The organism is Paenibacillus xylanexedens (assembly GCF_001908275.1).
GTDB lineage: Bacteria > Bacillota > Bacilli > Paenibacillales > Paenibacillaceae > Paenibacillus > Paenibacillus xylanexedens_A.
The window spans coordinates 6,582,689-6,607,932 of record NZ_CP018620.1 but is presented as its reverse complement, the minus strand read 5'-3'; the positions used below and the strand labels follow the sequence as shown (position 1 = coordinate 6,607,932).

Annotated in this window: 18 protein-coding genes and 1 pseudogene; 16 read left to right on the top strand and 3 right to left on the bottom strand. The window is 43.1% G+C overall.

Annotated elements, in window-relative coordinates; all coding sequences use genetic code 11:
• Nucleotides 1–56 precede the first annotated feature (56 nt).
• The 7 genes and pseudogenes from BS614_RS28795 to BS614_RS28765 all read left to right on the top strand — a co-directional run bounded on the left by BS614_RS28795 (nucleotide 57) and on the right by BS614_RS28765 (nucleotide 12,765).
• Entirely contained in the window at nucleotides 57–1,598 is a 1,542-nt protein-coding gene (locus BS614_RS28795) for an ABC transporter substrate-binding protein (RefSeq protein WP_074096418.1), read from the top strand.
• Between the two features lie 237 nt (nucleotides 1,599–1,835).
• Nucleotides 1,836–2,786 (top strand): ABC transporter permease, encoded by a 951-nt coding sequence (locus BS614_RS28790; protein ID WP_244898225.1) that lies wholly within the window; start codon nucleotides 1,836–1,838, stop codon nucleotides 2,784–2,786.
• A 17-nt stretch (nucleotides 2,787–2,803) separates the two neighbouring features.
• Nucleotides 2,804–3,691 (top strand): carbohydrate ABC transporter permease, encoded by an 888-nt coding sequence (locus BS614_RS28785; RefSeq protein WP_074096417.1) that lies wholly within the window; start codon nucleotides 2,804–2,806, stop codon nucleotides 3,689–3,691.
• Nucleotides 3,692–3,721: 30 nt separating this feature from the next.
• Nucleotides 3,722–5,581, top strand: coding sequence for a family 43 glycosylhydrolase (locus BS614_RS28780; protein ID WP_244898224.1), 1,860 nt, complete (start codon nucleotides 3,722–3,724; stop codon nucleotides 5,579–5,581).
• A 29-nt stretch (nucleotides 5,582–5,610) separates the two neighbouring features.
• A pseudogene (locus BS614_RS28775) lies at nucleotides 5,611–7,865 on the top strand (glycoside hydrolase family 3 C-terminal domain-containing protein).
• Between the two features lie 40 nt (nucleotides 7,866–7,905).
• On the top strand, nucleotides 7,906–10,413 hold the full coding sequence (locus BS614_RS28770; protein ID WP_084174808.1) for a glycoside hydrolase family 3 N-terminal domain-containing protein: 2,508 nt from the start codon (nucleotides 7,906–7,908) through the stop codon (nucleotides 10,411–10,413).
• Nucleotides 10,414–10,476: 63 nt separating this feature from the next.
• Nucleotides 10,477–12,765: a glycoside hydrolase family 3 C-terminal domain-containing protein gene (locus BS614_RS28765; protein WP_074096415.1), complete on the top strand. Its 2,289-nt coding sequence runs from the start codon at nucleotides 10,477–10,479 to the stop codon at nucleotides 12,763–12,765.
• 139 nt (nucleotides 12,766–12,904) lie between these two features.
• Here the strand turns inward: BS614_RS28765 and BS614_RS28760 are convergent, their stop codons facing one another.
• Nucleotides 12,905–14,089 (bottom strand): AraC family transcriptional regulator, encoded by a 1,185-nt coding sequence (locus BS614_RS28760; protein WP_074096414.1) that lies wholly within the window; start codon nucleotides 14,087–14,089, stop codon nucleotides 12,905–12,907.
• A 225-nt stretch (nucleotides 14,090–14,314) separates the two neighbouring features.
• On the opposite strand from BS614_RS28760, the gene BS614_RS28755 reads away from it, so the two are divergent.
• Nucleotides 14,315–16,732, top strand: coding sequence for a glycoside hydrolase family 2 TIM barrel-domain containing protein (locus BS614_RS28755; protein WP_074096413.1), 2,418 nt, complete (start codon nucleotides 14,315–14,317; stop codon nucleotides 16,730–16,732).
• A gap of 107 nt (nucleotides 16,733–16,839) precedes the next feature.
• Nucleotides 16,840–18,144, top strand: a complete 1,305-nt coding sequence (locus BS614_RS28750; protein WP_244898223.1) for a glycoside hydrolase family 1 protein — start codon at nucleotides 16,840–16,842, stop codon at nucleotides 18,142–18,144.
• 273 nt (nucleotides 18,145–18,417) lie between these two features.
• On the opposite strand, the gene BS614_RS28745 is transcribed toward BS614_RS28750, so the two are convergent.
• Nucleotides 18,418–18,651, bottom strand: coding sequence for a hypothetical protein (locus BS614_RS28745; RefSeq protein ID WP_244898222.1), 234 nt, complete (start codon nucleotides 18,649–18,651; stop codon nucleotides 18,418–18,420).
• Between the two features lie 64 nt (nucleotides 18,652–18,715).
• On the opposite strand from BS614_RS28745, the gene BS614_RS31690 reads away from it, so the two are divergent.
• The 7 genes from BS614_RS31690 to BS614_RS28715 all read left to right on the top strand — a co-directional run bounded on the left by BS614_RS31690 (nucleotide 18,716) and on the right by BS614_RS28715 (nucleotide 24,649).
• Nucleotides 18,716–19,021, top strand: coding sequence for a hypothetical protein (locus BS614_RS31690; RefSeq protein ID WP_157116246.1), 306 nt, complete (start codon nucleotides 18,716–18,718; stop codon nucleotides 19,019–19,021).
• A 209-nt stretch (nucleotides 19,022–19,230) separates the two neighbouring features.
• The gene (locus BS614_RS28740) at nucleotides 19,231–19,662 is read left to right on the top strand and encodes an SMI1/KNR4 family protein (RefSeq protein ID WP_244898221.1); all 432 of its coding nucleotides are present in this window, start codon (nucleotides 19,231–19,233) and stop codon (nucleotides 19,660–19,662) included.
• A gap of 303 nt (nucleotides 19,663–19,965) precedes the next feature.
• Nucleotides 19,966–20,724, top strand: coding sequence for an SDR family NAD(P)-dependent oxidoreductase (locus tag BS614_RS28735; RefSeq protein WP_074096410.1), 759 nt, complete (start codon nucleotides 19,966–19,968; stop codon nucleotides 20,722–20,724).
• Between the two features lie 60 nt (nucleotides 20,725–20,784).
• Nucleotides 20,785–21,870: an alkene reductase gene (locus tag BS614_RS28730; protein WP_084174806.1), complete on the top strand. Its 1,086-nt coding sequence runs from the start codon at nucleotides 20,785–20,787 to the stop codon at nucleotides 21,868–21,870.
• A 268-nt stretch (nucleotides 21,871–22,138) separates the two neighbouring features.
• Complete coding sequence (locus tag BS614_RS28725; protein ID WP_074096409.1) at nucleotides 22,139–23,137, top strand: NADP-dependent oxidoreductase; 999 nt, start codon at nucleotides 22,139–22,141, stop codon at nucleotides 23,135–23,137.
• A gap of 61 nt (nucleotides 23,138–23,198) precedes the next feature.
• Nucleotides 23,199–23,777, top strand: coding sequence for a TetR/AcrR family transcriptional regulator (locus tag BS614_RS28720; protein ID WP_074096408.1), 579 nt, complete (start codon nucleotides 23,199–23,201; stop codon nucleotides 23,775–23,777).
• An 89-nt stretch (nucleotides 23,778–23,866) separates the two neighbouring features.
• The gene (locus BS614_RS28715; protein WP_074096407.1) at nucleotides 23,867–24,649 is read left to right on the top strand and encodes an SDR family NAD(P)-dependent oxidoreductase; all 783 of its coding nucleotides are present in this window, start codon (nucleotides 23,867–23,869) and stop codon (nucleotides 24,647–24,649) included.
• Nucleotides 24,650–24,653: 4 nt separating this feature from the next.
• On the opposite strand, the gene BS614_RS28710 is transcribed toward BS614_RS28715, so the two are convergent.
• Complete coding sequence (locus BS614_RS28710; RefSeq protein WP_074096406.1) at nucleotides 24,654–25,232, bottom strand: class I SAM-dependent methyltransferase; 579 nt, start codon at nucleotides 25,230–25,232, stop codon at nucleotides 24,654–24,656.
• Nucleotides 25,233–25,244 lie beyond the last annotated feature (12 nt).

The window sequence follows — 25,244 nt, the reverse complement described above, 5'->3', positions numbered from 1 at the left end:
TTCTATAATAAAGACAAGATTGGAAAGAGATTTTGCCACTATAAGGGGGAACTTAAATGAAAAAGAAAATCACTCCAGTGTTATTGGCTGCATTACTAGCGGTGTCTTTAGTCGGGTGCAGTAGCAGTAACAACGGGAAAACATCGGCTCCCAATAATGGAAGCGCTTCAAACGGGAGTGATAGTGAATTATCCGGGAAAATTGATTTTAATGAAGAACCGTATACGATCAAAGTTAACTATGCGGTTCTGGGGCAAGAGCAACCAGACCTTCCGAAAATTGAAGAGAAGTTAAATGAGGTTACCTTAAAAGAGATTAATGCGAAAGTCGATCTCGAAGGCGTTAGCTTATACAACATGGCGAATGCCTACGCTCTCAAAGCTTCAAGCGGAGAGAAAGCAGATCTTTTGATGCTTATGCCGGGCAACCAATATCTCGCTCCTTTTGCTAACAATAAAATGATTCGTCCGATTGACGAGGAGCTTGGGAATTGGGGACCAGCGCTGAAAGAAACACTTGGCGACCTACTTGGTGCCGGCCAATTTAACGGGAAACAATTTGCTATTCCTCAAAAAATGGATCAAAAAAATACAATTGGCTTCAATATGAACAAAAGCATCCTGGATAAGTACAACATCGATATTAACTCGATCAAATCGATCGCTGACATGGACCCGATTTTTGCGAAAATTCATGAAGGCGAACCCGAGATGAGCATGATTGCGTCAGAAGTAAGCTCAGGCAATATTGCGAATAACTTAGTTTATTTCGATGGATTCGGCAATCAATATGGCGGGCTTATGGATGACAGTGGTATGAAGATCATAAATGAGTACGAGTCGGAGCAATGGATCAATGCGGTGAAAAAAGTTCGGGAATGGTACCAGAAAGGATACATTTCCAAGGACGTAAGCACCTCGCAAGACGATGGCGGCGCTTTGCTGCTCAATGGAAAGGTTTTTGCAACGGCGGCTAGTTCTGTGGGATTTACTGGCGGTCTTTCGAAACCAATCGAGCAAAAAACTGTAGCTTTGCATCAGCCTGTTCAAACTACCACTGACTCGCAGCTGTTCCTTTGGACAGTAGCATCGTCCAGTAAACGACCTGATAAAGCGATTCAACTTCTTAACCTGCTGAATTCCAGCGCAGAGCTATCCACGTTGTTACAATTTGGCATAGAAGGTGAACATTACGAGCTTAACGCAGATGGGACCGTGGACGAAAGCAAAAATGCGAATTACAATCAGAACAACTGGCTGATGTTCGGCGATTATGATAAAAAACCACTCAGTGCAGCATTTGTAGAAGCGAGTGGACTTAGCCCTGAAGATTTCAAGATTAAGCTGAAAGAATGGAATGACAATACCTTGAAATCTCCAGCGTATGGCTTTCTATTCGATCCGACACCTGTAAGAACAGAAATCGCGGCATTGGATGCGGTCTCTGAACAATATTCGAAGGTGATCGGCAATGGTTCTGTAGATCCAGATGAGTTGATAAAGAAATTTAACGACAGTCTTTATTCTGCAGGCCTGCAAAAGGTTATTGACGAAAAACAGCGTCAATTAGACGCCTGGCTCGCTGAGAACGGTAAGTAAAGGGGAATAATCCCTTCCTAAAATGAAGAGGCATGGAGCTGTCTTCCTGTAGTGTTTAATGCAGGTGGGGCAGCTCTTTTCTGTTCCCGCAAACGGAGAAATCAGCAAGTCGGAAAAGGATATCTTTTGCGTCGTCATAGGTATAACGTCAGGTTACGTTCTTTGTGTAAGATACAATTGAGAAGTCCAATAGTAGAACAAAACTTCAGAGAAAGCACGAATTGGGAGGCGGAGTGAGTGAAAGCATCAACAAATGTGAACTTGCCGAAAGCGCGTAAAAAAAAGATAAATTGGAAGTCTTATATTCCTTTGTATCTTATGGCTTTACCAGCGTTAATCTACTTATTCATTAACAATTATATGCCTCTGTACGGCATGCAGATCGCATTTCGGGAACTTGATTTCTCCGGCAGCATTTTCGATGGGAAGTTCGTATGGTTCGATAACTTTAAGTTCCTGTTCACGACTGACGATGCTTGGATCATGACACGGAATACAGTTCTGTACAATCTTTTATTTATCGTGGTGGGCACGATTTTCGCAATCGTGGTGTCGATTCTCTTCAATGAGATCATTAGCAAAAAACTTGCCAAGGCTTATCAGTCTGCCATACTGATTCCTTATTTTATCTCCATGGTCATCGTTAGTTATTTAGGCTTCGCGTTTCTCAGCAGTGAAACCGGGTTCATCAATCATTCCATCTTAAAACCGCTCGGAATCGATCCTGTCTCCTGGTATTCCGAACCTAAATACTGGCCATTCATTCTTTTGTTTGTGAATACATGGAAGGGTATTGGATACAGCTTATTGTTATATACAGCGAGGATTCTTACCATCAGCTCCGATTATTATGAGGCTGCCAAAATAGATGGAGCGACGAAGTTTCAGCAAATCATGAATATTACCTTGCCACTTCTTAAGCCGGTTATTATCTTGATGACAATCTTGGCCATCGGCAGAATATTCTATTCCGATTTCGGTTTATTTTATCAGGTTCCAATGAATTCGGGTGCACTGTATGACAGCACAACAACAATTGATACTTATTCATTCCGGGCGCTTATGAAGCTTGGAGATATTACGATGTCAACAGCAACGGGAGTATACCAGTCGTTTGTAGGTTTCATATTAGTTGTGGCCTCGAATATGGTGCTTCGCAAATATAGCAAGGAAGATTCCCTATTCTAATAATGGAGTGATCAACAATGATAGATATCAAAGAAAGAAAATGGTCCATTGCTGGACATATTCTGATGATTATCTTATCCGTACTGGCAATAGCACCTTTCATTTTGTTATTAATGTCCTCCATAACTGATGAAACTGCGGCGCTGAGAAATGGTTATAGTTTTTTTCCGGAAAAATTCTCATTGGACGCTTACAAATATATCGCCGGGCAATGGGAAGTCATCGGCAAAGCTTATCTGGTTTCAATTTTCGTCACCGTAGTCGGTACGATAGTCGGCGTGCTTATATCGGCAATGCTTGCGTATACCCTAAGCAAGCCTGATCTTCCGGGGCGTAGTTTACTGATGTTCCTGTTAATCTTCACAATGTTGTTTAATGGCGGATTGACTGCTACTTATATTGTATATACACAAATTTTTCATATCAAAGACACCATATTCGGCTTGCTACTTCCAAATTTATTAATGAATGCCTATTTTGTCGTCATGTTTAAGAATTACTTTGAGTATACCCTGCCGGCAGCGCTCGTGGAATCCGCACGAATCGATGGAGCTACCGAATTTAGAGTATTTCGCAGCATTGCGATTCCCTTGTCCATGCCAATGTTCGTCACGGTTGGGATGACAACCGCTTTGACATATTGGAACGATTGGACGAACGGGATGTATTTTCTCTCGACGAACAGTAAAATCCAAAGTGTTCAAACGATATTAAATAACATAAACGAGAATATCAAGTTCCTACAGCAGAATAATGTAGGCACTGCAGTCAGTACGGCGGATTTGCCTTCAGTTACCATCCGAATGGCCATTGCAATTGTGGGAATCTTACCGATGCTCGCGTTGTTCCCGATCTTCCAAAAATGGTTCGTTAAAGGGGCTACGGCCGGAGCAGTCAAAGAGTAAATGTGCCAATAACCAGGAGCATAGGAGATAATGCCTGGATTTCGGGTTCGCCATTACCCATGGCGATGCCGAGTCCAGCCATTTTTAAACGAGAATATGACAATTCAAGGGAGTGAATATAATATGTACGTTTGCAATCCTATTAACATGGAATATAAATATCAGTTTATCAAAGGACAAGGAAAAATGCTTACTTTTAGGGAAGCTGCTGATCCGTCTATGATTCTATTTCATGGAAAATACTTTATGTTTCCCTCAATGACAGCGGGATTTCTTGTAAGCGATAATCTGCATGACTGGGAATTTTATCCTTTGAAGGGTTTGCCCGTTCATGATTATGCTCCGGATGTGCGGGTTATCGGGGAGTATATGTATTTTTCTGCATCAAGTCGATCGAAGAATTGCTCTTTCTACAGAACAAAAGATCCGATTCGCGGTGAGTTTGAGGAAATAGAAGGGACATTTCCATTCTGGGATCCAAATCTATTTGTAGATGATGATGGTAAGGTTTATTTTTACTGGGGATGTTCCAGTCAAACGCCTATCTATGGGGGCGAGCTGGATCCAAGGGATATGAAACCCAAAGGGGAGCCGCTAGAACTGATCTATAGCAATACTACGGTTATTGGTTATGAGAGAAATGGCGAAAATCATATCCCGAAAACGCTTGAGCAAATTGAGGAGATAGTGCAAGGCTATGCAAATGCAAATCCGGGTATTACTGATGAGCATCTGAATATGATTAGGCAGGCGGTAGGGAATGATCCATACATTGAAGGCGCATGGATGGATAAGCATAACGGAAAATACTATCTTCAATATTCTAGCCCTGGGACGGAGTATAACGTTTATTCGGATGGGGTCTACGTATCCAATACACCATTAGGACCGTTTACGCTGGCGAATAATAATCCTTTCTCCTACAAGCCGGGGGGGTTCATTCCAGGTGCTGGGCACGGATCAACAATGGAAGATAAATACGGGAATCTTTGGCATACCTCAACCATGAGAATCAGCGAAAATTATATCTTAGAAAGAAGATTGGGGTTATGGCCTGCAGGTTTCGATAAGGACGGAGAATTATTCTGCAATCAGCGATTTGGAGACTGGCCTTTCAGGATCGAACAGGCACAGATGAATCCATGGGACAATCCGGAATGGATGCTGTTGTCTTACAATAAACCTGCTAAGGCATCTTCCTTTATAGAAGGAAAAGAAGCTTCGAAAGCGACGGATGAGAATGTTCAAACATGGTGGCAAGCAGGCTCTAATGCTTCTGGAGAATGGATCGAAGTAGATTTGAAGCATCCATGCGATGTACATGCCATACAAATCAATTTTGCCGATGATCAATTAGATCTTTCGCTTCCAGAGGGAGCGGCTATGATAGAAGGGCGATTCATCGACGAACGTCAGCATTATACCAGATGGATTCTCGAAGGATCAGTGGATGGAAAAGAATATTTTGTAATTGAGGATAAGTCGGATGCAAATACTGATTTGTCACATGATCTCATAGTGAAAGAAGACGGAATAAAGGCAAGGTATCTCCGGTGCATTGTAAAGGAGCTTCCTTTTAACCAACAGGCATGTATTTCGGGTCTTCGCGTGTTCGGGATTGGCGTAGGAACACTCCCTGATAAAACGAGCGAAATTCAACTCGAACTTTTAGGTGAACTTGATCTTTCGGTTTCATGGAAGAGTGTTGAAGCGGCTGGTTACAATGTGCTCTGGGGATTTGCTCCAGATAAACTGTACCATAGTCACATGATATTCGAAAGAAATCAGATGGTAATTAAGGCATTAATCAAAGGTCAGCCGTTATATGTCCGGGTAGATAGTTTTAATGAGATCGGGATAACTGAAGGTGAGGTTTACAAGGCGATCTAATAAGTCTAGCCCGAAAGGAGATGCTTAATATGAATAGAGATCTTAAAAAAATTATCTCACGGATGACCTTGGAAGAGAAAGTAAGATTATGCTCCGGAGTAGGCGCTTGGAATACAGCTACTCTTCCTGAACACGAAATACCAGCGCTAATGCTCACAGACGGGCCGCATGGTCTAAGAAAACAATCGGGAGCCCAAGATCATATGGGGCTCAACGACAGTGTGCCAGCAACTTGTTTTCCTACAGCAGCAGGACTAGCCAGTTCGTGGAATAAGACTTTAATAGAACAAGTTGGAGCTGCACTTGGCGAAGAATGTCAGGCAGAAGATGTTCACATTCTCCTTGGACCCGGGACAAATATCAAACGATCGCCGCTGTGCGGAAGAAACTTTGAGTACTTCTCTGAGGACCCCTACTTATCATCTGAATTAACGACCAGTTATGTTCAAGGCGTTCAAAGTCAAGGGGTAGGAACGTCACTTAAACATTTTGCAGTAAACAACCAGGAAACGAAACGGTTTAATATCAATGTCATTCTTGATGAGCGAACGTTACGTGAGATTTATCTTGCGAGTTTCGAAAATGTAATAAAACAAGCACAGCCGTGGAGTGTAATGGCCGTTATAACAAGATTAATGGTGAATATTGCTCACAGAACGAGAAATTATTAAATGATATTTTAAGAGAAGAATGGGAGTTTGAAGGAATAGTTGTCTCTGACTGGGGGGCTGTTAGTGAGAGGGATGTTGCACTGTCAGCAGGTATGGATCTGGAAATGCCCGACAGCAATGGTGTAGGTAGCGAGAAGATTATTAACGCCGTGCGCAGTGGTAATATGTCTGAAGAAATCTTGGATGTTGCTGTTGAAAGAATTCTTTCAACTATATATAAAGCGATAGACAATAAAAAGGATCACTCCACCTATAATCAAAAAGCTCATCACCAATTCGCTAGATCCGTAGCAGCAGAGAGCATGGTGTTATTGAAAAATGACGATCAGCTTCTCCCACTTCAAAAACAAGGAAAACTCGCAGTAATCGGCGCCTTTGCAAAGCATCCAAGATACCAAGGCGCAGGGAGTTCACGAGTAAATCCTACACAGGTAGAAGTTCCAATGGACGAAATAGCTAAAACAGCGTCGCAAGCACGAGTACAATATGCTGAAGGTTATTCATTGGACTCAGGCGAGATTAATGCTCAATTGATTCAGGAAGCTAAAAAGGTTACTGGGGAATCGGAAGTAGCAATTCTGTTCGTTGGACTGCCAGAGAAATACGATGCTGAAGGTGTGGACAGAGAGCACTTAAAGCTTCCAGATAATCAGAATGCTTTAATAGAAGCAGTTACCGAGATTCAGAGCAACACTGTCATTGTTCTATTCAATGGTTCTGCTGTTGAAATGCCATGGATTCACAAGGTAAAGGCGGTGCTTGAAGCATATTTGGGTGGACAAGGGATGGCCGGTGCTGTAGCTGATATTCTTTTTGGTGATAAGAACCCATCCGGAAAACTCGCGGAAACCTTCCCGGTTCAACTGAGCCAAACCCCATCTTACATTAACTTCCCGGGTGAAGGTGACAAGGTAGAGTATAGAGAAGGCCTATTCGTAGGTTATCGTCATTACGATAAAGTTGAGATGGAACCTCTATTCCCGTTCGGGCATGGTCTCTCCTATACCACGTTTGAATATTCTGAGCTTCAATTGAATAAGAAAGAAATTACAGATTCCGAAGAAGTCATCGTCTCGGTAAAGGTGAAGAATACAGGAGGCAGAGCAGGGAAAGAAATTGTACAACTCTACGTGCAGGATGTTGTGTCTAGTGTGATCAGACCTGTTAAAGAATTAAAGGCCTTTGAAAAAATCGAGTTGGCTCCAGGAGAGGAAAAGCGGGTTATTTTTAAACTGGGGAAACGTGCGTTTGCTTATTATAACGTTGAATTAAAGGATTGGCATGTGGAAAGCGGTGACTTTGAACTTCTTATTGGTAAATCCTCTAGAGAGATCGTTCTGCAAGATACAATTCAGGTCCATTCATCAGTTAGATTACGCAAGAAATATACCTTAGATTCTACCTTAGGCGATATTAAGTCTGAACCAGCTGCTGCTTCCTTTATTTCATCATTATTGACAGGGATGGGCTTCGGAAGCTCTGGATCTGAGGGGCCATTTGGAATGGACATGGAATCTTTACTGAACAGTATTAAGCTCAGAATTATTGAGAACCAAAGAGCAATGCCGCAGGAACAGCTGGAGCAATTTCTTGCACATTTAAATGAGGACTAGAAGGCTGGAAAATTAGATAAGCCCAGAGAGGGGTATTGTGATGATTGGAATTTGGAACAGTAAAATTGAAACGGAACTAGCTAGTATGAAATTTATCTTTCAAATTGAGGACCTGAACGAATTGCAGCTCCGTGTCTGGTCTGAGCCCGTCCCTATGGTTGAGATAGATGAGACGGTTATAGAGGGAAATCATCTTTTTGCTAAGGGACATAATAAATATGCGCCTGGTATCCTTACGTTCGATTTATATTTTGAAGAAAACTCTTTTACCGGAAAATTAAATATGATGGGTCAAGAACTTGAGCTGATTGGTGAAAAAGGTAGAGGAACCGCTCTGTCCGAAGAGTTCACAGCTCTAGCGGAAAAGATCCGTAAATCTGATCTAAGTCCCCGAACAGATGCGGAGATAAAAGAAGAAGTTGATAAGCTGCTAAGCAAGATGTCTCTAGAAGATAAAATTGGGCAAATGAGCCAGTGTTTATCGTCCAATCACTCTTTTGGCGGTGATGTGGAATCTGCACCACCTGAAGTATTAGTTGCAGAAGGAAAAACAGGCTCTATTCTTGGAGCATTTGATCTAAAGCGTATATATGAGCTGCAGAAGATTGCGGTAGAACAGTCTCCTCATAAAATTCCGTTATTCTTCAACGCGGATATTATTAATGGATTTCAGACTATTTTTCCTGTTCCGCTGGCATGGTCATGCAGTTGGGACATGGATTTAATTAAAGATGCTTGTTCCATTGCAGCAAAGGAAGCGACAGCTTCTGGCAATACTTATAATCACGGTCCTATGGTTGATTTGACCAGGGATCCACGTTGGGGACGTGTCGTAGAAGGAGCGGGAGAAGATCCATACCTTGGAGCTCAAATCGCTAAGGCTCAGGTTGAGGGATTTCAAGGAGATAGTTTGTTTAGCGACGAAACCTTGATTGCTTGCCTGAAGCATTTTATTGGCTACGGAGGGACTGAAGGAGGACGCGACTACAATACTGTGGATATCTCCGAGGGCACACTCCGGAATTTCCATTTGCCAGCATTCCAAGCGGGTATAGAGGCAGGGGCGGGTTCAGTGATGAATGCCTTCAATATTTATCAAGGTGTGCCTGTAGCCGGGAATTCATTCTTGCTTCGTGAGTTGCTGCGTGAAGAGCTTGGATTTGAGGGAATGTTAATTTCGGATTATGGTTCCGTGGAAGAAATACAGATTCATGGAGCAGCCCGGGATAAAAGAGAAGCGGCTGCTATGGCCATCAATGCTACGATGGATATTGAGATGGTCACAAGAGCGTATGCTGATGAGCTCCCTCGCCTAGTAGAAGCTGGTACTATTAAAGAGGAACAACTTGATGACGCTGTTCGTCGGATTCTAACTTACAAATATAAAATAGGAATTATGGATGATCCCTATCGTTATATCCAGCCAGAGAAAGAAGCTCAACTCCATCTTCATCCAGATCATTTGGAGAAGAGTAGAGAATTAGCTCGTAAATCGGTTGTAATGCTCAAAAATAACGGAGTGCTCCCTCTGGAAAGAGAACAAAAGGTTGCAGTAATTGGGCCTTTTGGTGCGAGCAGAGATTTGCTTGGACCTTGGCAATTCTCCCAATATGCTTACGAGACCATATCCTTATTACAAGGGATATCGGCTAAAGGGTTGGACAAGAGCCAGCTGAAATACGTGCAGGGATGCGGTGTAGAGGCTGGTATTGAGAACGGTATCGAGGAAGCCATTATGGCTGCCAAGGAGTCAGATGTCATTGTTCTCGCATTAGGTGAACACAGCGATATGAGTGGAGAAGCAGCTTCGCGGACGGATATTACACTCCCAGCGGTTCAGATGAAATTGGCTGAAGCGGTTGTAGCAACAGGAAAGCCAGTTGTTCTGGTATTAACTAACGGTAGGCCTCTTGCGCTTAATTGGTTTGAACAGCATACGGATGCGATTGTTGAAACGTGGTTTTTGGGTTCCCAGGCAGGTCATGCCATAGCCGAAGTTTTATTTGGTGACTACAATCCATCTGGTAAACTCACAATGAGCTTTCCACAGAACGTAGGACAAGTGCCGGTGTATTACAATCATTTTAAAACTGGACGTCCAGTGACGAATGTAACTCGGGATCAGAAATATATCTCAAAATATATTGATTGTCCTAATGATCCGTTATACCCGTTCGGATACGGACTTAGTTATTCCAAATTTGAATACTCGAATCTCCATATAGACTTACCAAAGATGACCCGGAAAGAAGTACTTCATGCGAGCGTGACAGTGACAAATACGGGACATTATGCCGGTGAAGAAATTGTACAGCTTTATATTCAAGATCTATACGGCAGCACCGTTCGTCCGGTCAAAGAACTTAAAAACTTCCGCTCTATCCGGCTGGAGTCGGGTCAAAGCCAAATGGTAGAATTCCAAATTTCGGAGCAAGATTTGATCTACTACACAGGCAATCATAGATACGAAGCAGAGCTCGGAGAGTTCAAACTTTATATTGGCTCAAATTCAGTTGATGTAATGGAAGTTGCTTTCGAACTGGTGTAGGTATCGGGAAACAATACGGAAGATGATCAACAAGAGTAAAAGTATGAATCAGGAGGTAAAAGAATGAATATCGAAACACTGGTCGGTACATTGACGCTTGAAGAAAAAGCGGGAATGTGTTCCGGAAAAGACGATTGGTTGACAAAAGCGGTAGAGCGGTTAAACATCCCTTCCATCCGTACAAGTGATGGACCTCATGGTCTACGGACGTTTGATGATCAGCCTGGTACAAATAATAGTAAGCCAGCAGTCTGCTTCCCGGCAGGGTGTGCCACTGCAGCCAGCTTTGACCGAGCGTTGCTGAGTAGCATGGGGGAGGCTTTAGGGAGAGAGGCTCAGGCGATGGATGTGCAGGTGCTGCTTGGACCTGGTATCAATATTAAACGCAGTCCGCTTTGTGGCCGTAACTTTGAGTACTTCAGCGAAGACCCTATGCTCTCCGGAGAACTTGGTGCTGCATTTGTAAATGGTGTTCAAAGCCAGGGTGTAGGCACAAGCCTTAAGCATTTCTTCGCCAACAATCAGGAGTACCGCCGCATGGACGCTTCTTCTGAAATGGATGAGCGTACCATGCGTGAGATCTATTTGCCGGCATTTGAACGGGTAGTCAAGCAATCCCAGCCGTGGACCATTATGGCTTCTTATAATAAAATTGGCGGCACGTACTCTACAGAAAACAAACAATACCTCACCGATTTGTTACGTGAGGAATGGGGGTTTGAGGGTCTTGTTGTCAGTGATTGGGGAGCGACGCACAACCGGGTCAAAGCCGTGGCCGCAGGAACCGATCTTACAATGCCTTCAGCTACCAAAACAGATCAGGAGATTGTAAAGGCTGTGCAGGAAGGTGAGCTATCGGAAAGTGAACTGGACAGAGCCTGCATTCATTTATTGGAGCTTGTCTTTAAATCAATGGATAACCGTAAAGAAGATGTTACCTTTGATTACGACAGCGACCATGCATTGGCGCGTAAGATCTCAGCTGAATCAATGGTGCTTTTGAAAAACGACAATAATGTATTACCGCTAAAGAAGAATGCAAAAATTGCATTTATAGGTGCGTTTGCCAAGGCGCCCCGCTATCAAGGCGGTGGTTCCAGTCATATTAACAGTTATAAAGTTACAAATGCTTTCGATGCTGCTTCTCAACTCATGTCTGGTAACTTAACCTATGCTCAAGGTTATCACTTGGACAGTTTGGAGCCGGATGCGAATTTAGTCCAGGAAGCAGTTGCTGCAGCCAAGGATGCAGACGTTGCTGTAATCTTTGCCGGATTGCCGGATGCGATGGAATCGGAAGGTTTCGACCGTGGTGACATGCGGATGCCACACAATCATAATGAACTGATTGCTGCTGTAAGTGCTGCCCAGCCCAATACTGTTGTTGTGCTGCATAACGGCTCGCCTGTGGAAATGCCATGGGTTAAAGCACCGAAAGCCATTCTCGAAGTATACCTCGGGGGGCAAGCGGTCGGCGAAGCAACAGTCCAGGTGTTGTTTGGTGAGGAGAATCCCTCTGGACGGATACCGGAATCGTTCCCGGTTCGTCTGGAGGACAACCCTTCCTATCTATTTTTTCCGGGGGAAAATGGGGTAGTGGATTACAGTGAACGGATGTTTGTTGGATACCGTTATTATGAGAGCAAAAAGATGGACGTGCTGTTTCCATTCGGTCATGGGTTGTCCTATACGACTTTTTCGTACAGTAACCTAAGGGTTAGTACAACAAACATGACGGAAGATGATACGGTAACTGTCTCGGTTGACGTAACTAACACTGGAAGTATGACAGGGAAAGAAGTAGTACAGTTATATATCGCACCTCATAAAGGGGGGATCATCCGCCCGGTACGTGAATTAAAGGGCTTTGAGAAAATTGAACTGAACCCACGGGAAATGAAAACGGTGACCTTTACACTGGGTAAGCGGGATTTTGCTTATTGGAACATGGCTGCGCAAGACTGGGCAGTAGAAACAGGTGAATACACTGTGCAAATTGGGTATTCCTCTTATTCGATTGCACAAGAAACCACATTGCATATCGAAGGGAAAGAGAACCCCGAAGGAATGGAATACACAATGTTCACACCTATAAAGGACTTTATACGTCATCCGATTGGTAAAACCTTTTGGGAAGCGAACTTTGGCAAGATGGCAGAAGGAATGGTGCGAACCGGCTTAGTCCAGGAAGAGGCGCTTGCAGCGGGTATGCAGCTTGGAAATAACGACTCAGCATTAATGATCCAGCCTATATCGATCATGACGGCCTTTGTTCCAGAGCTTGATGGCCAACCTATCAACGAAATATTAGAGCAAATGAACATCAAATACTCAGCTCACAAGGAGAAGTGATTCGTATGTATAACGCAATGGTACAACTTCTCGGAATTCGCAAAGAACGAATAGGATTGATATTATAACGTCCCGGCAGGGAGAATGTGCTATAGCAGCTCATTTCTCCTGATGGGCTTATTTTTTGTGCTGCTACTTTCTAATGCACAGACTTCCGGTAAGCGCGAGGCGGGATGCCATATTGATCTTTGAACGATTTCTGGAAGTGGCTTTGGCTTGAGAAGCTGAGATAATTACTGATTTCACTGAGACTTTTATCCGTAAATGCCAATAAGTCCTTGGCCTCTTCTAACTTGCAATTCTTAATAAAAGTACTCAGGTCAAAGCCAAGCTCCTTTTTCACTTTCCGTGAAAGGGAAGGGCGGCTGAAGCCTACGTAATCAGCTATTTCAGCAACGGTTAAATTCCTGTTGGTATTCTCACGGACATATTGTACGACCTGATGGAGAACTTTGTCTGCCGTGATGGGAACGATAGAATTAGCAACACGGTTCGTATAGTCCATCTGGACTTGGGCTAAAAGTGATTTCACATCTTCCGCATCCGTTAATCGTTCCGCCTGCTGCATATATATATTGGAGAGCTGGTAAGCAAGGCTGGGTGTAAGGCCGCCCTTCATGGCCGCACGGGAGGATAGAGTGACGGCTACTATGAATGTATTCTTCCATTGTCTGAGATTGTTATGAGCAATGGTGCCAAGCTTTAAGTTTCTGGCCCGGCTTGAAATTTTTTTCAAGCCTTCGACATTTCCTGTTTCAATGAAACGGACCAATTCTTGTTCAATAGCATAGTTGTTATATAAGAGTCCTTCTTCTTTCGCCTCATAAGATCGCTCTGTATACTTCTGATCTATGGGCTTATCTGTCTGGTGATCTGCCGCATGCTCAACCTCTTGTCTAGTAAGCTGGGTATGGTTCAAGGCGTAATGGAGAAATATCAGTGTCTTAATGAAATTATCCAGATTCTGTGTAGGAATGTTCCGGAAAAACTCAGCAAAATCATCAATATCGGATTTTGCAATGGAAAACTCCTTACTCATGGCTAACAGTGAATCGGAAGAATAAGGGAAGTCGTTGACAGGGCCGATGACGATACAGGCGTTACTGTCTTTCAACCGGAGGCATCCGTAATAGGAATAAAACTGGGTTAAAGTATAGGTTGCCGGCTTGTCTGATTCCAACAGTTTGGACAGGTAGGAGGAGGGTGGTAAGGTATTCAGATTCTGCTCCGGGTAGCTCGCAGTCAATTCCATATCATTATATAAATAAAGAGGGATATAGGAAGAAGCATATAGATTTTCACAGAATACGTTAATGTCGATCATAGATGATACCCCTTTTTAAAAGATAATACAATCTTATAATCCAAGTTACAAATATGCAATGCTATCTATTGTTATGGCATGATTTTGATTTATCTGTAACCCCTTTCAATGTGTTACCAATATATATTATAAGGTACACAAATGAAATATTATTCTGTTATTGTTTTTTAAAATAACAGTAGTACCTATTTATGCAGTTTATAATCACGAAAGGTGTTGTGAAATATGATTCGAGTTTCTTTCAATGAGGGCTGGACCGTTGGTCCGAATAGTGGATTCTTTAACATGGCTCCAGATCAAATGCCGGAGCAGGTTACTTTGCCCCATGATGCTATGATCTCTAAGTTAAGAAGTGAGAATGCCGTGAGTGGAGGCAAAAAGGGATATTTTCCTGATGGAACTTACGATTATGTAAAGAAATTTCATGTACCAGAGACCTATAAGGAGAAGAGAATCACCATTGAATTCGAAGGTGTATATATGAACGCCATGGTATACATCAACGGGGACTTCGCAGGACAGCATCCTTACGGGTATTCCAGTTTCTATATCAAAGCAGATCGATTTCTGAAATATGGGGAAGACAATGAGATTAAAGTGGTTACCAAGAGCAGTGACGATTCACGATGGTATACAGGAACAGGGATCTACCGTGATACAAAAATGATGGTAGCGAATCTGGTGCATTTCCAAGTGGATGGCCTTCAAATTACAACACCTGAAATTTCTAACGAGTATGCTATTGTGAACGTGGCAACGTTTGTAGAGAATGAGGGTGTGAATCCGCAAACGACCCGGATATCCACGGAAATCCTGGATGCTGAGGGCAACGTAGTAGCTTTTGACCATTCCCCATTAACTGTTTTTGCGGGAGAAGTTACAACAATGCGCCAGCGCCTGGTTGTAAAGCTGCCAAAGCTGTGGAGTGTAGAGACGTCGTATCTATACACCTGCAACAGCAGAGTAATGGATGGGGACAACATTCTGGATGAGGAGATGAGTACATTTGGAATCCGTTCTCTCTCTTTAAATGCTGAACAAGGTCTATCGATCAATGGAGAAATTGTAAAGCTCCGCGGAGCTTGTATCCATCATGACAATGGTGTGATTGGAGCAGCCACGATCGGCCGTGCTGAGGAACGCCGCATTGAGATTTTGAAAGAAGCCGGATTTAATGCCATTCGTAGCTCGCATCAGCCTTTGAGTAAGGCCATGCTGGATGCATGTGACCGTCTGGGTATGCTGGTCATGGATGAAAGTTTCGATATATGGACGAACACGAAATCAGATTTCGATTATGCCTTGAATTTCCCTGTATGGTGGGAACGGGATATCGAAGCTATGGTGAATAAGGATTTTAACCATCCAAGTGTGATCATGTATTCCATTGGAAATGAGATCAAAGAGACAGGGAGTGCCAATGGTGCGGCATGGGGCAGAAAGCTTGCAGAGAAGATTCGCCGTATGGATAGCACAAGATATGTAATTAACTCGATTAACGGCTTTGTTTCTGTCATGGATAAATTGAAGGATATCATGAGCAGCCAACCCTCAGGTGATGTCAATTCGGCCATGGCCTCTGCCGGCGATATGATTAAATACGTGCAAGGTTTGGAATTTGTTAAGAATGCAACAGCTGAATCCTTTGCGGCGGTGGATATCGCGGGATATAACTATGCGGACAATTGCTATGTACCTGATAAAGAATTTTATCCGAACCGGGTGATCTGCGGAAGTGAAACCTTCCCTAAAGATATCGCCAATAACTGGAAGTTAGTGCAAGAAAATGGACACGTCATTGGTGATTTCACTTGGACAGGATGGGATTATCTAGGGGAATCAGGTCTTGGCAGGGTTGAATATGGAGAGGTCAGCCGAGGGCTTGGGGCGTCCGGAGCATTTCCATGGCTGACAGCACATTGTGGCGATATCGACATTACGGGTCATCGTCTTCCTGTTTCTTATTATCGTGAAATTGTCTTCGGATTGCGCAAAGAGCCGTATATTGCCGTTCAGCGTCCTGCACATTACGGTGAGCAGCCTACAATGATGCCTTGGAGCTGGAGTGACGCCGTTTCCAGTTGGAGCTGGGAGGGCTTTGAGGGTAAGCCTGTTAAGGTAGAGGTATACTCTGACGCGACGGAAGTTGAATTGTTGATCAATGGAAAATCAGTTGGCAAGGCAGACGCCGGTGAAGCGCATGACTTTAAAGCATTGTTTGATACCGTATACCAACACGGTGAAGTGGTGGCAATCGCCTATTCGGATGGAAAGGAAACCGGACGTATGACCCTGGTTTCGGCTGAGAGCGAAGTGAACGTCCAGCTTGAGATTGACCGCAAGCAAATTAAGGCAGATGATACTGACCTGGCCTTTGTTACGATTTCGCTCGTGGATGATAAAGGAGTGGTGAAACCCCTTGCCGACCGGAAAGTATCCATCACCGTAAATGGTGCGGGAATCCTTCAGGGTCTGGGGAGCGCGAATCCCAAAAATGAAGAAAGCTATGTAAATTCTACGCACTTTACCTACGATGGAAGAGTCTTGGCTGTCATTCGTCCTACTGAGACCGGAAGTATTGAGATGAGGGTTGAGGCTGAGGGCTGTGCGACAAAAACTGCGAAAATTGAAGTTTGTAAATAGGGAGGTTTTGATATGAGACATTACCTACTAAGGACGATCATAGCAATGGGCGGGAGCCGCCTGTCGCGGGAAGAGTTATCTCAATTAGATTCACGAGGAGCTATATTATGAGCGATAATAGTAAAAAGTTAACCATGCAATATCAATTCCCAGACCAATTTTTATGGGGGGCTTCAACAGCCGCCCACCAAGTAGAAGGTACTAACACAAATAGCGATAGCTGGGTGATGGAAAACCTGAATGGCACGATGTACAAGGAGCCATCAGGAATTGCAGTAAATCATTATCGACTCTACAGAGAGGATATTGAACGTTTAGCTGCACTTGGCCTCAATTCGTATCGCTTTTCCATCGAGTGGGCCCGGATTGAACCGGAGGAAGGCCAATTCGATGAAGCAGCCATGGAACATTACCGGGATGTATTAAGAACTTGCAGCAACTTGAATGTAACCCCGGTCGTAACGCTTCATCATTTCACCTCCCCGCAATGGCTTATTAGCGCCGGAGGTTGGGAATCTGAAGGTACGCCAGCAAGGTTTGCACGTTATTGTGCTCATGTCATGAGCCAATTAGGAGATCAGATTCCTTATGTATGTACAATCAATGAGGCAAATATTTCTATTGGAATTGCAAAAGTTATGAAGCAGTATCAGCAGGGGGGATCTGCAGCAGTACAACTTGGCATGAACATGGATTTTCAAGAACAAATGCGGGACTACTATGCTGAATTGTCCAAAGCATTTGGTATACCACCCATGGAGGTGCATACCTTCCTGTCACCACGTTCCGAAAAAGGCCTGCACATCATCTTCCAATCGCATGTGGAGGCAAGGGCGGCTATCCGGCAGGTTAGTCCGAACACTAAAATCGGATTAAGCATGTCGCTCTTTGATTTTCAGTCCGTCCCTGGTGGAGAAGAACAGGCTGCTCATGAATTACATGAGGAATTTCTACAATTCCTTCCTTATATGGAGGACGATGATTTCCTGGCCTTACAGAACTATTCACGTGAGATCTACGGACCGGATGGTCTCATCCCTGTACCGGCTGATAGAGAGCATACCCAGATGGGTTACGAATTCTATCCCGAAGCTCTAGAGAATGTTATTCGTTGTGCTTCGAAACATCTGAACAAGCCGATTATCGTAACGGAGAATGGTGTTGCTACGGATGATGATACACGCCGTGTTGCTTTTATTGATCGGGCTTTAAAGGGTGTAGCTGCATGTATTGCTGACGGGATTCCAGTTAAGGGGTACTTGCATTGGTCACTACTTGATAATTTTGAATGGCAGCTTGGATTCTCCAAGCGTTTCGGGTTAATTGAAGTAGACCGGCAGACACAGGAGCGCACTCCTAAGCCTAGCGCTTATCATCTTGGAAAGATTGCCCGAGCTAATATTATTTATTAGTATGAAAGAGGGAATTTAGGCTTCCCGTTTTGTTAACGGTGCCGTGATTGACGCGGACGGCGGCAAGAAGGCATATTATTTTACATCTAACAAATCCACACCTGAATTAGGGGTGTGGATTTTCTATAACCTTACTAGCGGACGACATAGAAATAAACGGTAACCCCGCTGGAATGATGTGTTCTTGATTTGAGTATTCGAGATTTTCTGAACTATATTTATAATACATACATTTATTCATATAACTCACCTCAAAATAATGTTTAATTCTCGCTAGTATGGATCGCTATTTTTCCTGCTTATGTATGCATTAATATCAGATTTTTCTTGACGCCTTAAGTTTGTTATAACAACTTCCAGGGCTTCATCGGTAATGTTATTTTCATTTATAAAAGCTTCGTGTATTAGAAACCAGTATTTTGTCCGGATTTCTCTGAGTTCAAGATCCTTGATTTGAGCTAGCTCTTCTTGGTTCAATGTTTCTTTAAACTGTGCTTCATCACTCAAAAAGTCCAAATGGAATCAAGATTCGGAATACAATTCACAAGAATACTCGGATGTGTGTCTATATGTGGGAGCAGCCCAGGGTAATAAAGAAACGTTAAGAGAAAGAATCCTGTGCCGTTATAATGGTTCAATTCAAACATCTGCATTAAAATTGATTGGCTCAACATTAGAGAAGCAAAGGAAAGCTAATTCGTTAATTAAAGAATTTTTGGCAATAGAGTCAGAGCTTATTGATGACTTTAGTTTTGATATTTTGAGCTTTGTCCCTTGCGTTCTGTCTTATTTTTACTTCTTAAAATATTTTTATAACACCCGATTAATAATTATCATCAATCTCCCATTAACTACTCTCAAACCGGCTGAATACTGAATCGGCTAATCATCCGATCAATTCCAGTCTTTTTGTCTTTCTATTTGAAGCACCACAGCAGGGAATTTCCATTCAAATCCCGAATAGGTGATATAGTTTCTATCTCTTAAGCTGATGGGTAGGTGTTCATTTTGGAAATGAATAATGGAAAAGGAAACACTCTCTTTAGGGAATTTATGACTTGGGCCGGGGAAAGGGGCTGGGACATAATGAGTAAATCCGGTTCGCAGTCACATGTAAACAGCAGCATTACTTCAAGATATAAAGGACTTCCAGATGAATATTTAGAATTTCTAAATGTAGTTGAAAAATGCGTTGCACCGGATGAGCAAACCTGGTTTATTTGTGAGGCTGAGTTCAACAATAGCACGGAGACCGCATTCCAATGGAATGAATTTGAAATGCTTAGTTTGGAGGCAGCAGAGGGTGATTCTATTTGGCAGTCAGAGATAACGGCTTGGTGGGATCATCACTTACCGATCGTAATGTCTGTGGAGGATGGATATTCCTTCTATGCCATTGACTTAACAACCGACAGTGGAGCTATTGTCCGTGGATGTGAGCCTGAATTTGAAGAGGTTGAAAAGGTATCCGATTCGTTTGGAGAATTTCTGGGATGGATGATGTCGAATTCAGATTAGCGTAGCTAGGAAAGGTTGATGGTTATACTTGTGGCAATTGGCCTGACATTAGAATATTCAATGAAAGAAAAGTTAGTTCTGCTTAATTTATGATATAAAAAATGGCTTATATATCGTGATTTTAGTCTTATTTAAGTGTGTTCCAAGCATATTTTCTACATATAAAATAATTCTTTACTGTTCGTTCTAAAAATGATATGCTAACAGCAAGTTAGATCTAACTACTTTTTTTTACACATTAAAGAATGATCATTCTCAAAACTAAAATTACACTAATCTAAAGAATATAAGGGAGAGAATATGATGAAATACACAGTAATTACAGGAGCAAGTTCAGGAATTGGATATGAAACAGCATTGGCATTTGCATCACGGGGTAAAAACTTGATTTTGGTAGCTAGAAGATTGGATAAGCTTGAAGAACTTAAATCGACTATTCAGGATATCGACCCTAAAGTAAATGTTATCGTTCATACAAGCGACCTGTCTGTTAGCGCAGAGGCGTACACGCTATATAACGATTTGAAGGAATATCAGATTGAGACTTGGATCAATAATGCAGGGCTCGGAGAAGGCTCGTTCATTGCTGAACAGAATTTGGATAAAGTGGAGACCATGCTGCGTGTTAACATTGAATCTTTGACCATTCTCTCTACATTGTATGTGCGAGATTATGCAAATGTCGAAGGTACTCAATTGATTAACGTCTCATCCGCACTTGGATATGCCATTGCTGTAGGCAGTGTTGCTTATTCTGCATCTAAATACTACGTTAGTGCCTTCACAGAAGGTCTTGCCAAAGAACTGGAACTGAAAGGTGCAAAACTGAAAGCGAAGGTGCTTGCACCAGCGATCACGGAAACAGAATTTGTACAAAAATCAATAGATGCTGAGGGATTTGATTACAAAGCGAATATGCCCAAATACCATACAGCTAAAGAAATGGCAAGCTTCATGATTGATCTGTATGATCACAATGAAGTGGTCGTAGGAATTGTAGACCAGAACTATGAGTTCCAACTGACAGGTGCAATCTACCCGGTGATTTCAGAATTGAATTAATACAGCAGAATCTAGAGGATACATCTACAAAATCTCAAATAAGAAGAGGAGTACATCCCATTGGAAAAGATTTGGAGTAAAACAAAGATTGGCAACATGGAATTGCCTCATCGACTAGCGATGGCACCTATGACACGCAGTCGAGCACAAGAAGATGGTACACCTGGAGAGTTGGCGGCACTTTATTATGCTCAGCGTGCAACGATGGGACTTCTGATTACGGAAGGAACGCAACCTTCCGATGATGGACAGGGTTACTTATGGTCACCGGGCATCTACACCGATAAGCATATTGATGGATGGAAAAAGGTAACGGATGCGGTGCATGAAGCTGGCGGATATGTATATATCCAATTAATGCATGCGGGTCGCATGTCACATCCGGATAATACCCCGCATCATCGTCAACCGGTTGCTCCATCTGCAATCGCACCGGGTGTAGAAATGTTTACGGCTACAGGGATGCAGGATATCCCCGTTCCCCGGGAATTGAGTCAGGAGGATATTCAAACGACCATCTCCGATTTCCGAAAAGCAGCTGCCGCAGCGATCAAAGCGGGGGCAGATGGCGTCGAAATTCATGGAGCCAATGGCTATTTGATCAATCAATTTTTAGGAGGAAATTCGAATACACGCACAGATGAGTATGGCGGATCTATTGAAAATCGTACTCGCTTTGCGATTGAAGTAACCAAAGCCATCGTGGAGGAAATAGGTGCAGAACGGACAGGCTTCCGTATCTCACCAGGCACACCGCTGGGTGGAATTCAAGATGGCGAACAAGGTCCGCAACTCTATCGCTATCTTGTAAAAGAATTGGTTCAATTGGATTTGGCTTACCTTCATGTTATGCATCTTGGAGATGAACAACTGCTCCAAGACATTCGTTCGATCTGGCAAAATCCATTGTTGGTCAATCGGGCTGGAAGAACGTTGGAGGATCTCAGTGTAGATCTAGATCGTGGTCTCGCTGATCTGGTACCAGTGGGTGTATGGTCTTTAGCCAATCCGGATTTGGTGGAACGACTTCAACAAGGTGCGCCACTCAATGAAGCAGATCCGAAAACATTCTTTGGATTGGGAAGTAAGGGCTACACGGATTATCCTACGTTGGAAGAATTAAAGTCACATGAGGGACAGCACTAGCACAAAACATGGAGCATGGCGTACAACTGAATACTGCGCGCCATGTTCCTACATAAGTTGAACTAATCATTTACACATTAACGGAGAGGACAGAAAGAACCTGAAAAAGCGAAGCGTTCGCCTTTATCACCGGATTTTCCCTTTAGAAAGGGGATCAAAAAAATCTGGGGATAACAGCGATTGGAAGGTTGTTCTGTCATCGTAGTATCAGTGTAAATAATCTTTAGTTCAACTTATGTAGTCTATAAGCAAAGGAAGAGGATAAATGATGAGAGCAGCTCAAATAAAGAAATACTCCAAAGAAATCCATGTGGAAATTAATGATATTGCGACACCTCAGATTCAGAGCCATGAGGTTCTTGTCAGAGTAAAAGCAGCGGGTGTAAATCCACTGGATATCTTGAATATGAATGGCAGTGTTCGGATGATTGCCAACTATACGTTACCTTTAACTTTAGGGAATGAATTATCGGGTGTTATTGAAGCTGTCGGTGATGATGTTTTGAATTTTAAAGTGGGGGACTCGGTTTATACAAGGTTACCTCTGAATAAAATTGGTGCTTTTGCTGAATATGCGGCTGTACATGTGGATGCTTTATCCATGATGCCTGAAAATCTGTCTTTTATCGAAGCTGCTGCAGTACCCCTTACTGCCTTGACCGCGTATCAAGCATTGCATGATGTGCTCCGAGCGGAATCGAATAAAAAGTTGTTTATTCCTGGCGGAACCGGGGGATTCGGTGCGATGGCTATCCCGATTGCCAAGTCTATGGGATTAACGGTGATTACAAGTGGCAGTGAAAGGGGCAGAGCACGTAGTTTATCCATTGGAGCAGATCAATTCATTGATTATAAGACCGAGCAGTATGCTGATATTCTGTCCAATATCGATTATGTGATCGACACTTTGGGTGCGAACGAAATCAAAGCTGAACTGAGTATTTTGAAACCACAGGGGAAATTAGTCTCTTTGAAGGCTGGACCCAATTATCGCTTTGCAGTGGACAGTCAATTCCCGTTGTGGAAAAGAGCATTGTTTGGTCTCGTAGGTGCACGCCTGGATTCTTTAGCGCGTAAGAATCAAAATGAATATCGTTTTTTATTTGTGCATTCCAGTGGGATCCAATTGCAAGAAATCACTTCTCTTGTAGAAAAAGAAGACATTAAACCTTCGATCGATTCTACGTATACGTTTGATGACATTGAAAAGGCATTGATCAAAGTATCAACGGGTCACTCCCAGGGCAAAGTCATTGTTACCTTTTAAAGGCTCGTTAAGATCATGCTTATGCTATTCAATGTTCGTTTTCTGAACAGGAGGGAAGCCAATGGCGAGAAGCAAAGAGTTCGAAGAGTCTGTTGTACTGGATAAAGCGATGAGACTTTTTTGGGAACAAGGCTATGAGAAGACGTCTATGACGGATCTGGTTAATCATATGGGAATTCATCGTAAAAGCTTGTATGACACATTTGGCGACAAACATACCTTGTTTCTAAAGACAGTAGATCTGTATGATCACAAAATCAGCTCCGCCCTTGCAGCAGGTGTAGAGCGTTCTCAAACGGCAACGGAAGCACTTCAGTTTATATTTATTTCTTTAATTCATGGAGAGGAATCTCCAGCATCAGGCTGCTTCATTGTCAATTCGACGGTAGAATTGGCGGCACGGGATAAAGACATGAACCACCGATCGACGGAGATGTTTGCAAATACGGAGAAACTAATCAAGGACATTATGGTGTGGGGACAGCAAGAAGGTAAATTCACAACGGAGTACAACGCCGAGGTATTGGCGGAATATCTGCATAACGTAAGCATTGGGTTAAGGGGGATGGCCAAGACTTCGATGACCAAGGAAAAACTTCTTCGTATAGCGATGCTATCCATGGATCTTATACTAAGATAGTCTATTTTTTTCACTTTAAAAGAATGTTCATTCTAATATTGATGTTCCAGATGAAACATATGTTATAGAAAAGAGAGGTAGGCAACAACATGAGAAAGACAGTTCTAATCACAGGCGTATCGGGTGGGATCGGTAAAGAGTTAGCAGATCGGTTTGCCAAAGGTGGACATCATATTGTGCTGGTAGCACGAAGCAAGGGTAAAATACAGGATCTAGCTCAGGAGTATCAGAAAAAGTATGGCATTCAGGCGACGGTTATTGCCAAAGATGTAGCAGCACCTGGGGTACCACAGGAGATTTATAATGAGTTGAAGGAAAAGGGGATTGCTGTTGACTATCTTGTCAACAATGCAGGCTTCGGTCTGTTCGGGACGTTTATGGAAACGGATCTGGAACAAGAAGTTAATATGATTGACGTGAATATAACGGCTTTAACCGTCATGACAAAGCTATTCTTGCCGGATATCATCCAACGTGGGCACGGTGGTGTGATGAATGTGGCTTCGTTGGTAGGTTTTTTCCCTGGACCGATGATGTCGGTATATTATGCAACAAAGGCATATGTGCTATCGTTCACCGAGGCTTTGGAGAATGAAGTAAGCGGAACTGGCGTTACGGTAACGGCACTGTGTCCAGGCCTGACATCCACGGGGTTTGTTGATCGTTCGGGTATGGGTGTCTCGAAGATGTTGCAGGGCCCGATCATGGAAGCCGGACAGGTGGCCGAAGAAGGGTATCGAGGCTTTTTGCGTGGCAAGACGTTGATTATGCCTGGTGCTCGAAACCGATTCATCGCGTTTATACCGCGGTTGTTGCCGCGTAAGATGATGACCCGCATGATTAGATCCTCACAGGACAAGACAGGACATTAAACATTTATAGAGTGTGTCCTTCATCTTGTCTTTTACGACAAACATACACAAATACAGGAGGGAAGCTGAAAGGCACAAATTGAATTTTCTCCATCTCAAATAACTCAGCTAATTGTTTCCTCATATGAAGGGAGTACTGGTATAAAACTAACGTGCCTCCAGGTCGGAGCGCTGTATGGATCTGTGACAGGATGTTTTGTCTCATTTCTCTGGAAAAATTAAAAAAGGGCAGTCCGCAAACGATGCTATCCAACTGATGCACATGTTCTTGGTTGATCCTTTTTAAAAGATAAGATGCATTGGAATGGAACATGAATTCAGGATATGTTTTCTTCAGATTACTTCTCATTTTGGTGTCTCTTTCAAATAAAAACACGGTTGCCGATTTCGGTAATTGTGATCTTATGAGCCGGGTGATGGCCCCTGTTCCTGGCCCCAGCTCAGCAATGGTTCTTACCTCATCCCATCGTACAGACTGGACAATTTTCTTAGCCAAATATTTGGAGCTGGGGAGGACACTGCCTACTCGTTTGGGGTTTCTCAGAAATCCTTGCAGGAATAGAAGTGGTTCGGATGTTTTCATTGCTGTATCCTC

Excerpts from the sequence above, each read along its gene's own strand:
- BS614_RS28795 (WP_074096418.1), top strand. The coding sequence starts at position 57 with ATGAAAAAGAAAATCACTCCAGTGTTATTGGCTGCATTACTAGCGGTG.
- BS614_RS28785 (WP_074096417.1), top strand. The coding sequence starts at position 2,804 with ATGATAGATATCAAAGAAAGAAAATGGTCCATTGCTGGACATATTCTG.
- BS614_RS28780 (WP_244898224.1), top strand. The coding sequence starts at position 3,722 with ATGCCTGGATTTCGGGTTCGCCATTACCCATGGCGATGCCGAGTCCAG.
- BS614_RS28770 (WP_084174808.1), top strand. The coding sequence starts at position 7,906 with ATGATTGGAATTTGGAACAGTAAAATTGAAACGGAACTAGCTAGTATG.
- BS614_RS28765 (WP_074096415.1), top strand. The coding sequence starts at position 10,477 with ATGAATATCGAAACACTGGTCGGTACATTGACGCTTGAAGAAAAAGCG.
- BS614_RS28760 (WP_074096414.1), bottom strand. The coding sequence starts at position 14,089 with ATGATCGACATTAACGTATTCTGTGAAAATCTATATGCTTCTTCCTAT.
- BS614_RS28755 (WP_074096413.1), top strand. The coding sequence starts at position 14,315 with ATGATTCGAGTTTCTTTCAATGAGGGCTGGACCGTTGGTCCGAATAGT.
- BS614_RS28750 (WP_244898223.1), top strand. The coding sequence starts at position 16,840 with ATGAGCGATAATAGTAAAAAGTTAACCATGCAATATCAATTCCCAGAC.
- BS614_RS28740 (WP_244898221.1), top strand. The coding sequence starts at position 19,231 with ATGAGTAAATCCGGTTCGCAGTCACATGTAAACAGCAGCATTACTTCA.
- BS614_RS28735 (WP_074096410.1), top strand. The coding sequence starts at position 19,966 with ATGAAATACACAGTAATTACAGGAGCAAGTTCAGGAATTGGATATGAA.
- BS614_RS28725 (WP_074096409.1), top strand. The coding sequence starts at position 22,139 with ATGAGAGCAGCTCAAATAAAGAAATACTCCAAAGAAATCCATGTGGAA.
- BS614_RS28720 (WP_074096408.1), top strand. The coding sequence starts at position 23,199 with ATGGCGAGAAGCAAAGAGTTCGAAGAGTCTGTTGTACTGGATAAAGCG.
- BS614_RS28715 (WP_074096407.1), top strand. The coding sequence starts at position 23,867 with ATGAGAAAGACAGTTCTAATCACAGGCGTATCGGGTGGGATCGGTAAA.
- BS614_RS28710 (WP_074096406.1), bottom strand. The coding sequence starts at position 25,232 with ATGAAAACATCCGAACCACTTCTATTCCTGCAAGGATTTCTGAGAAAC.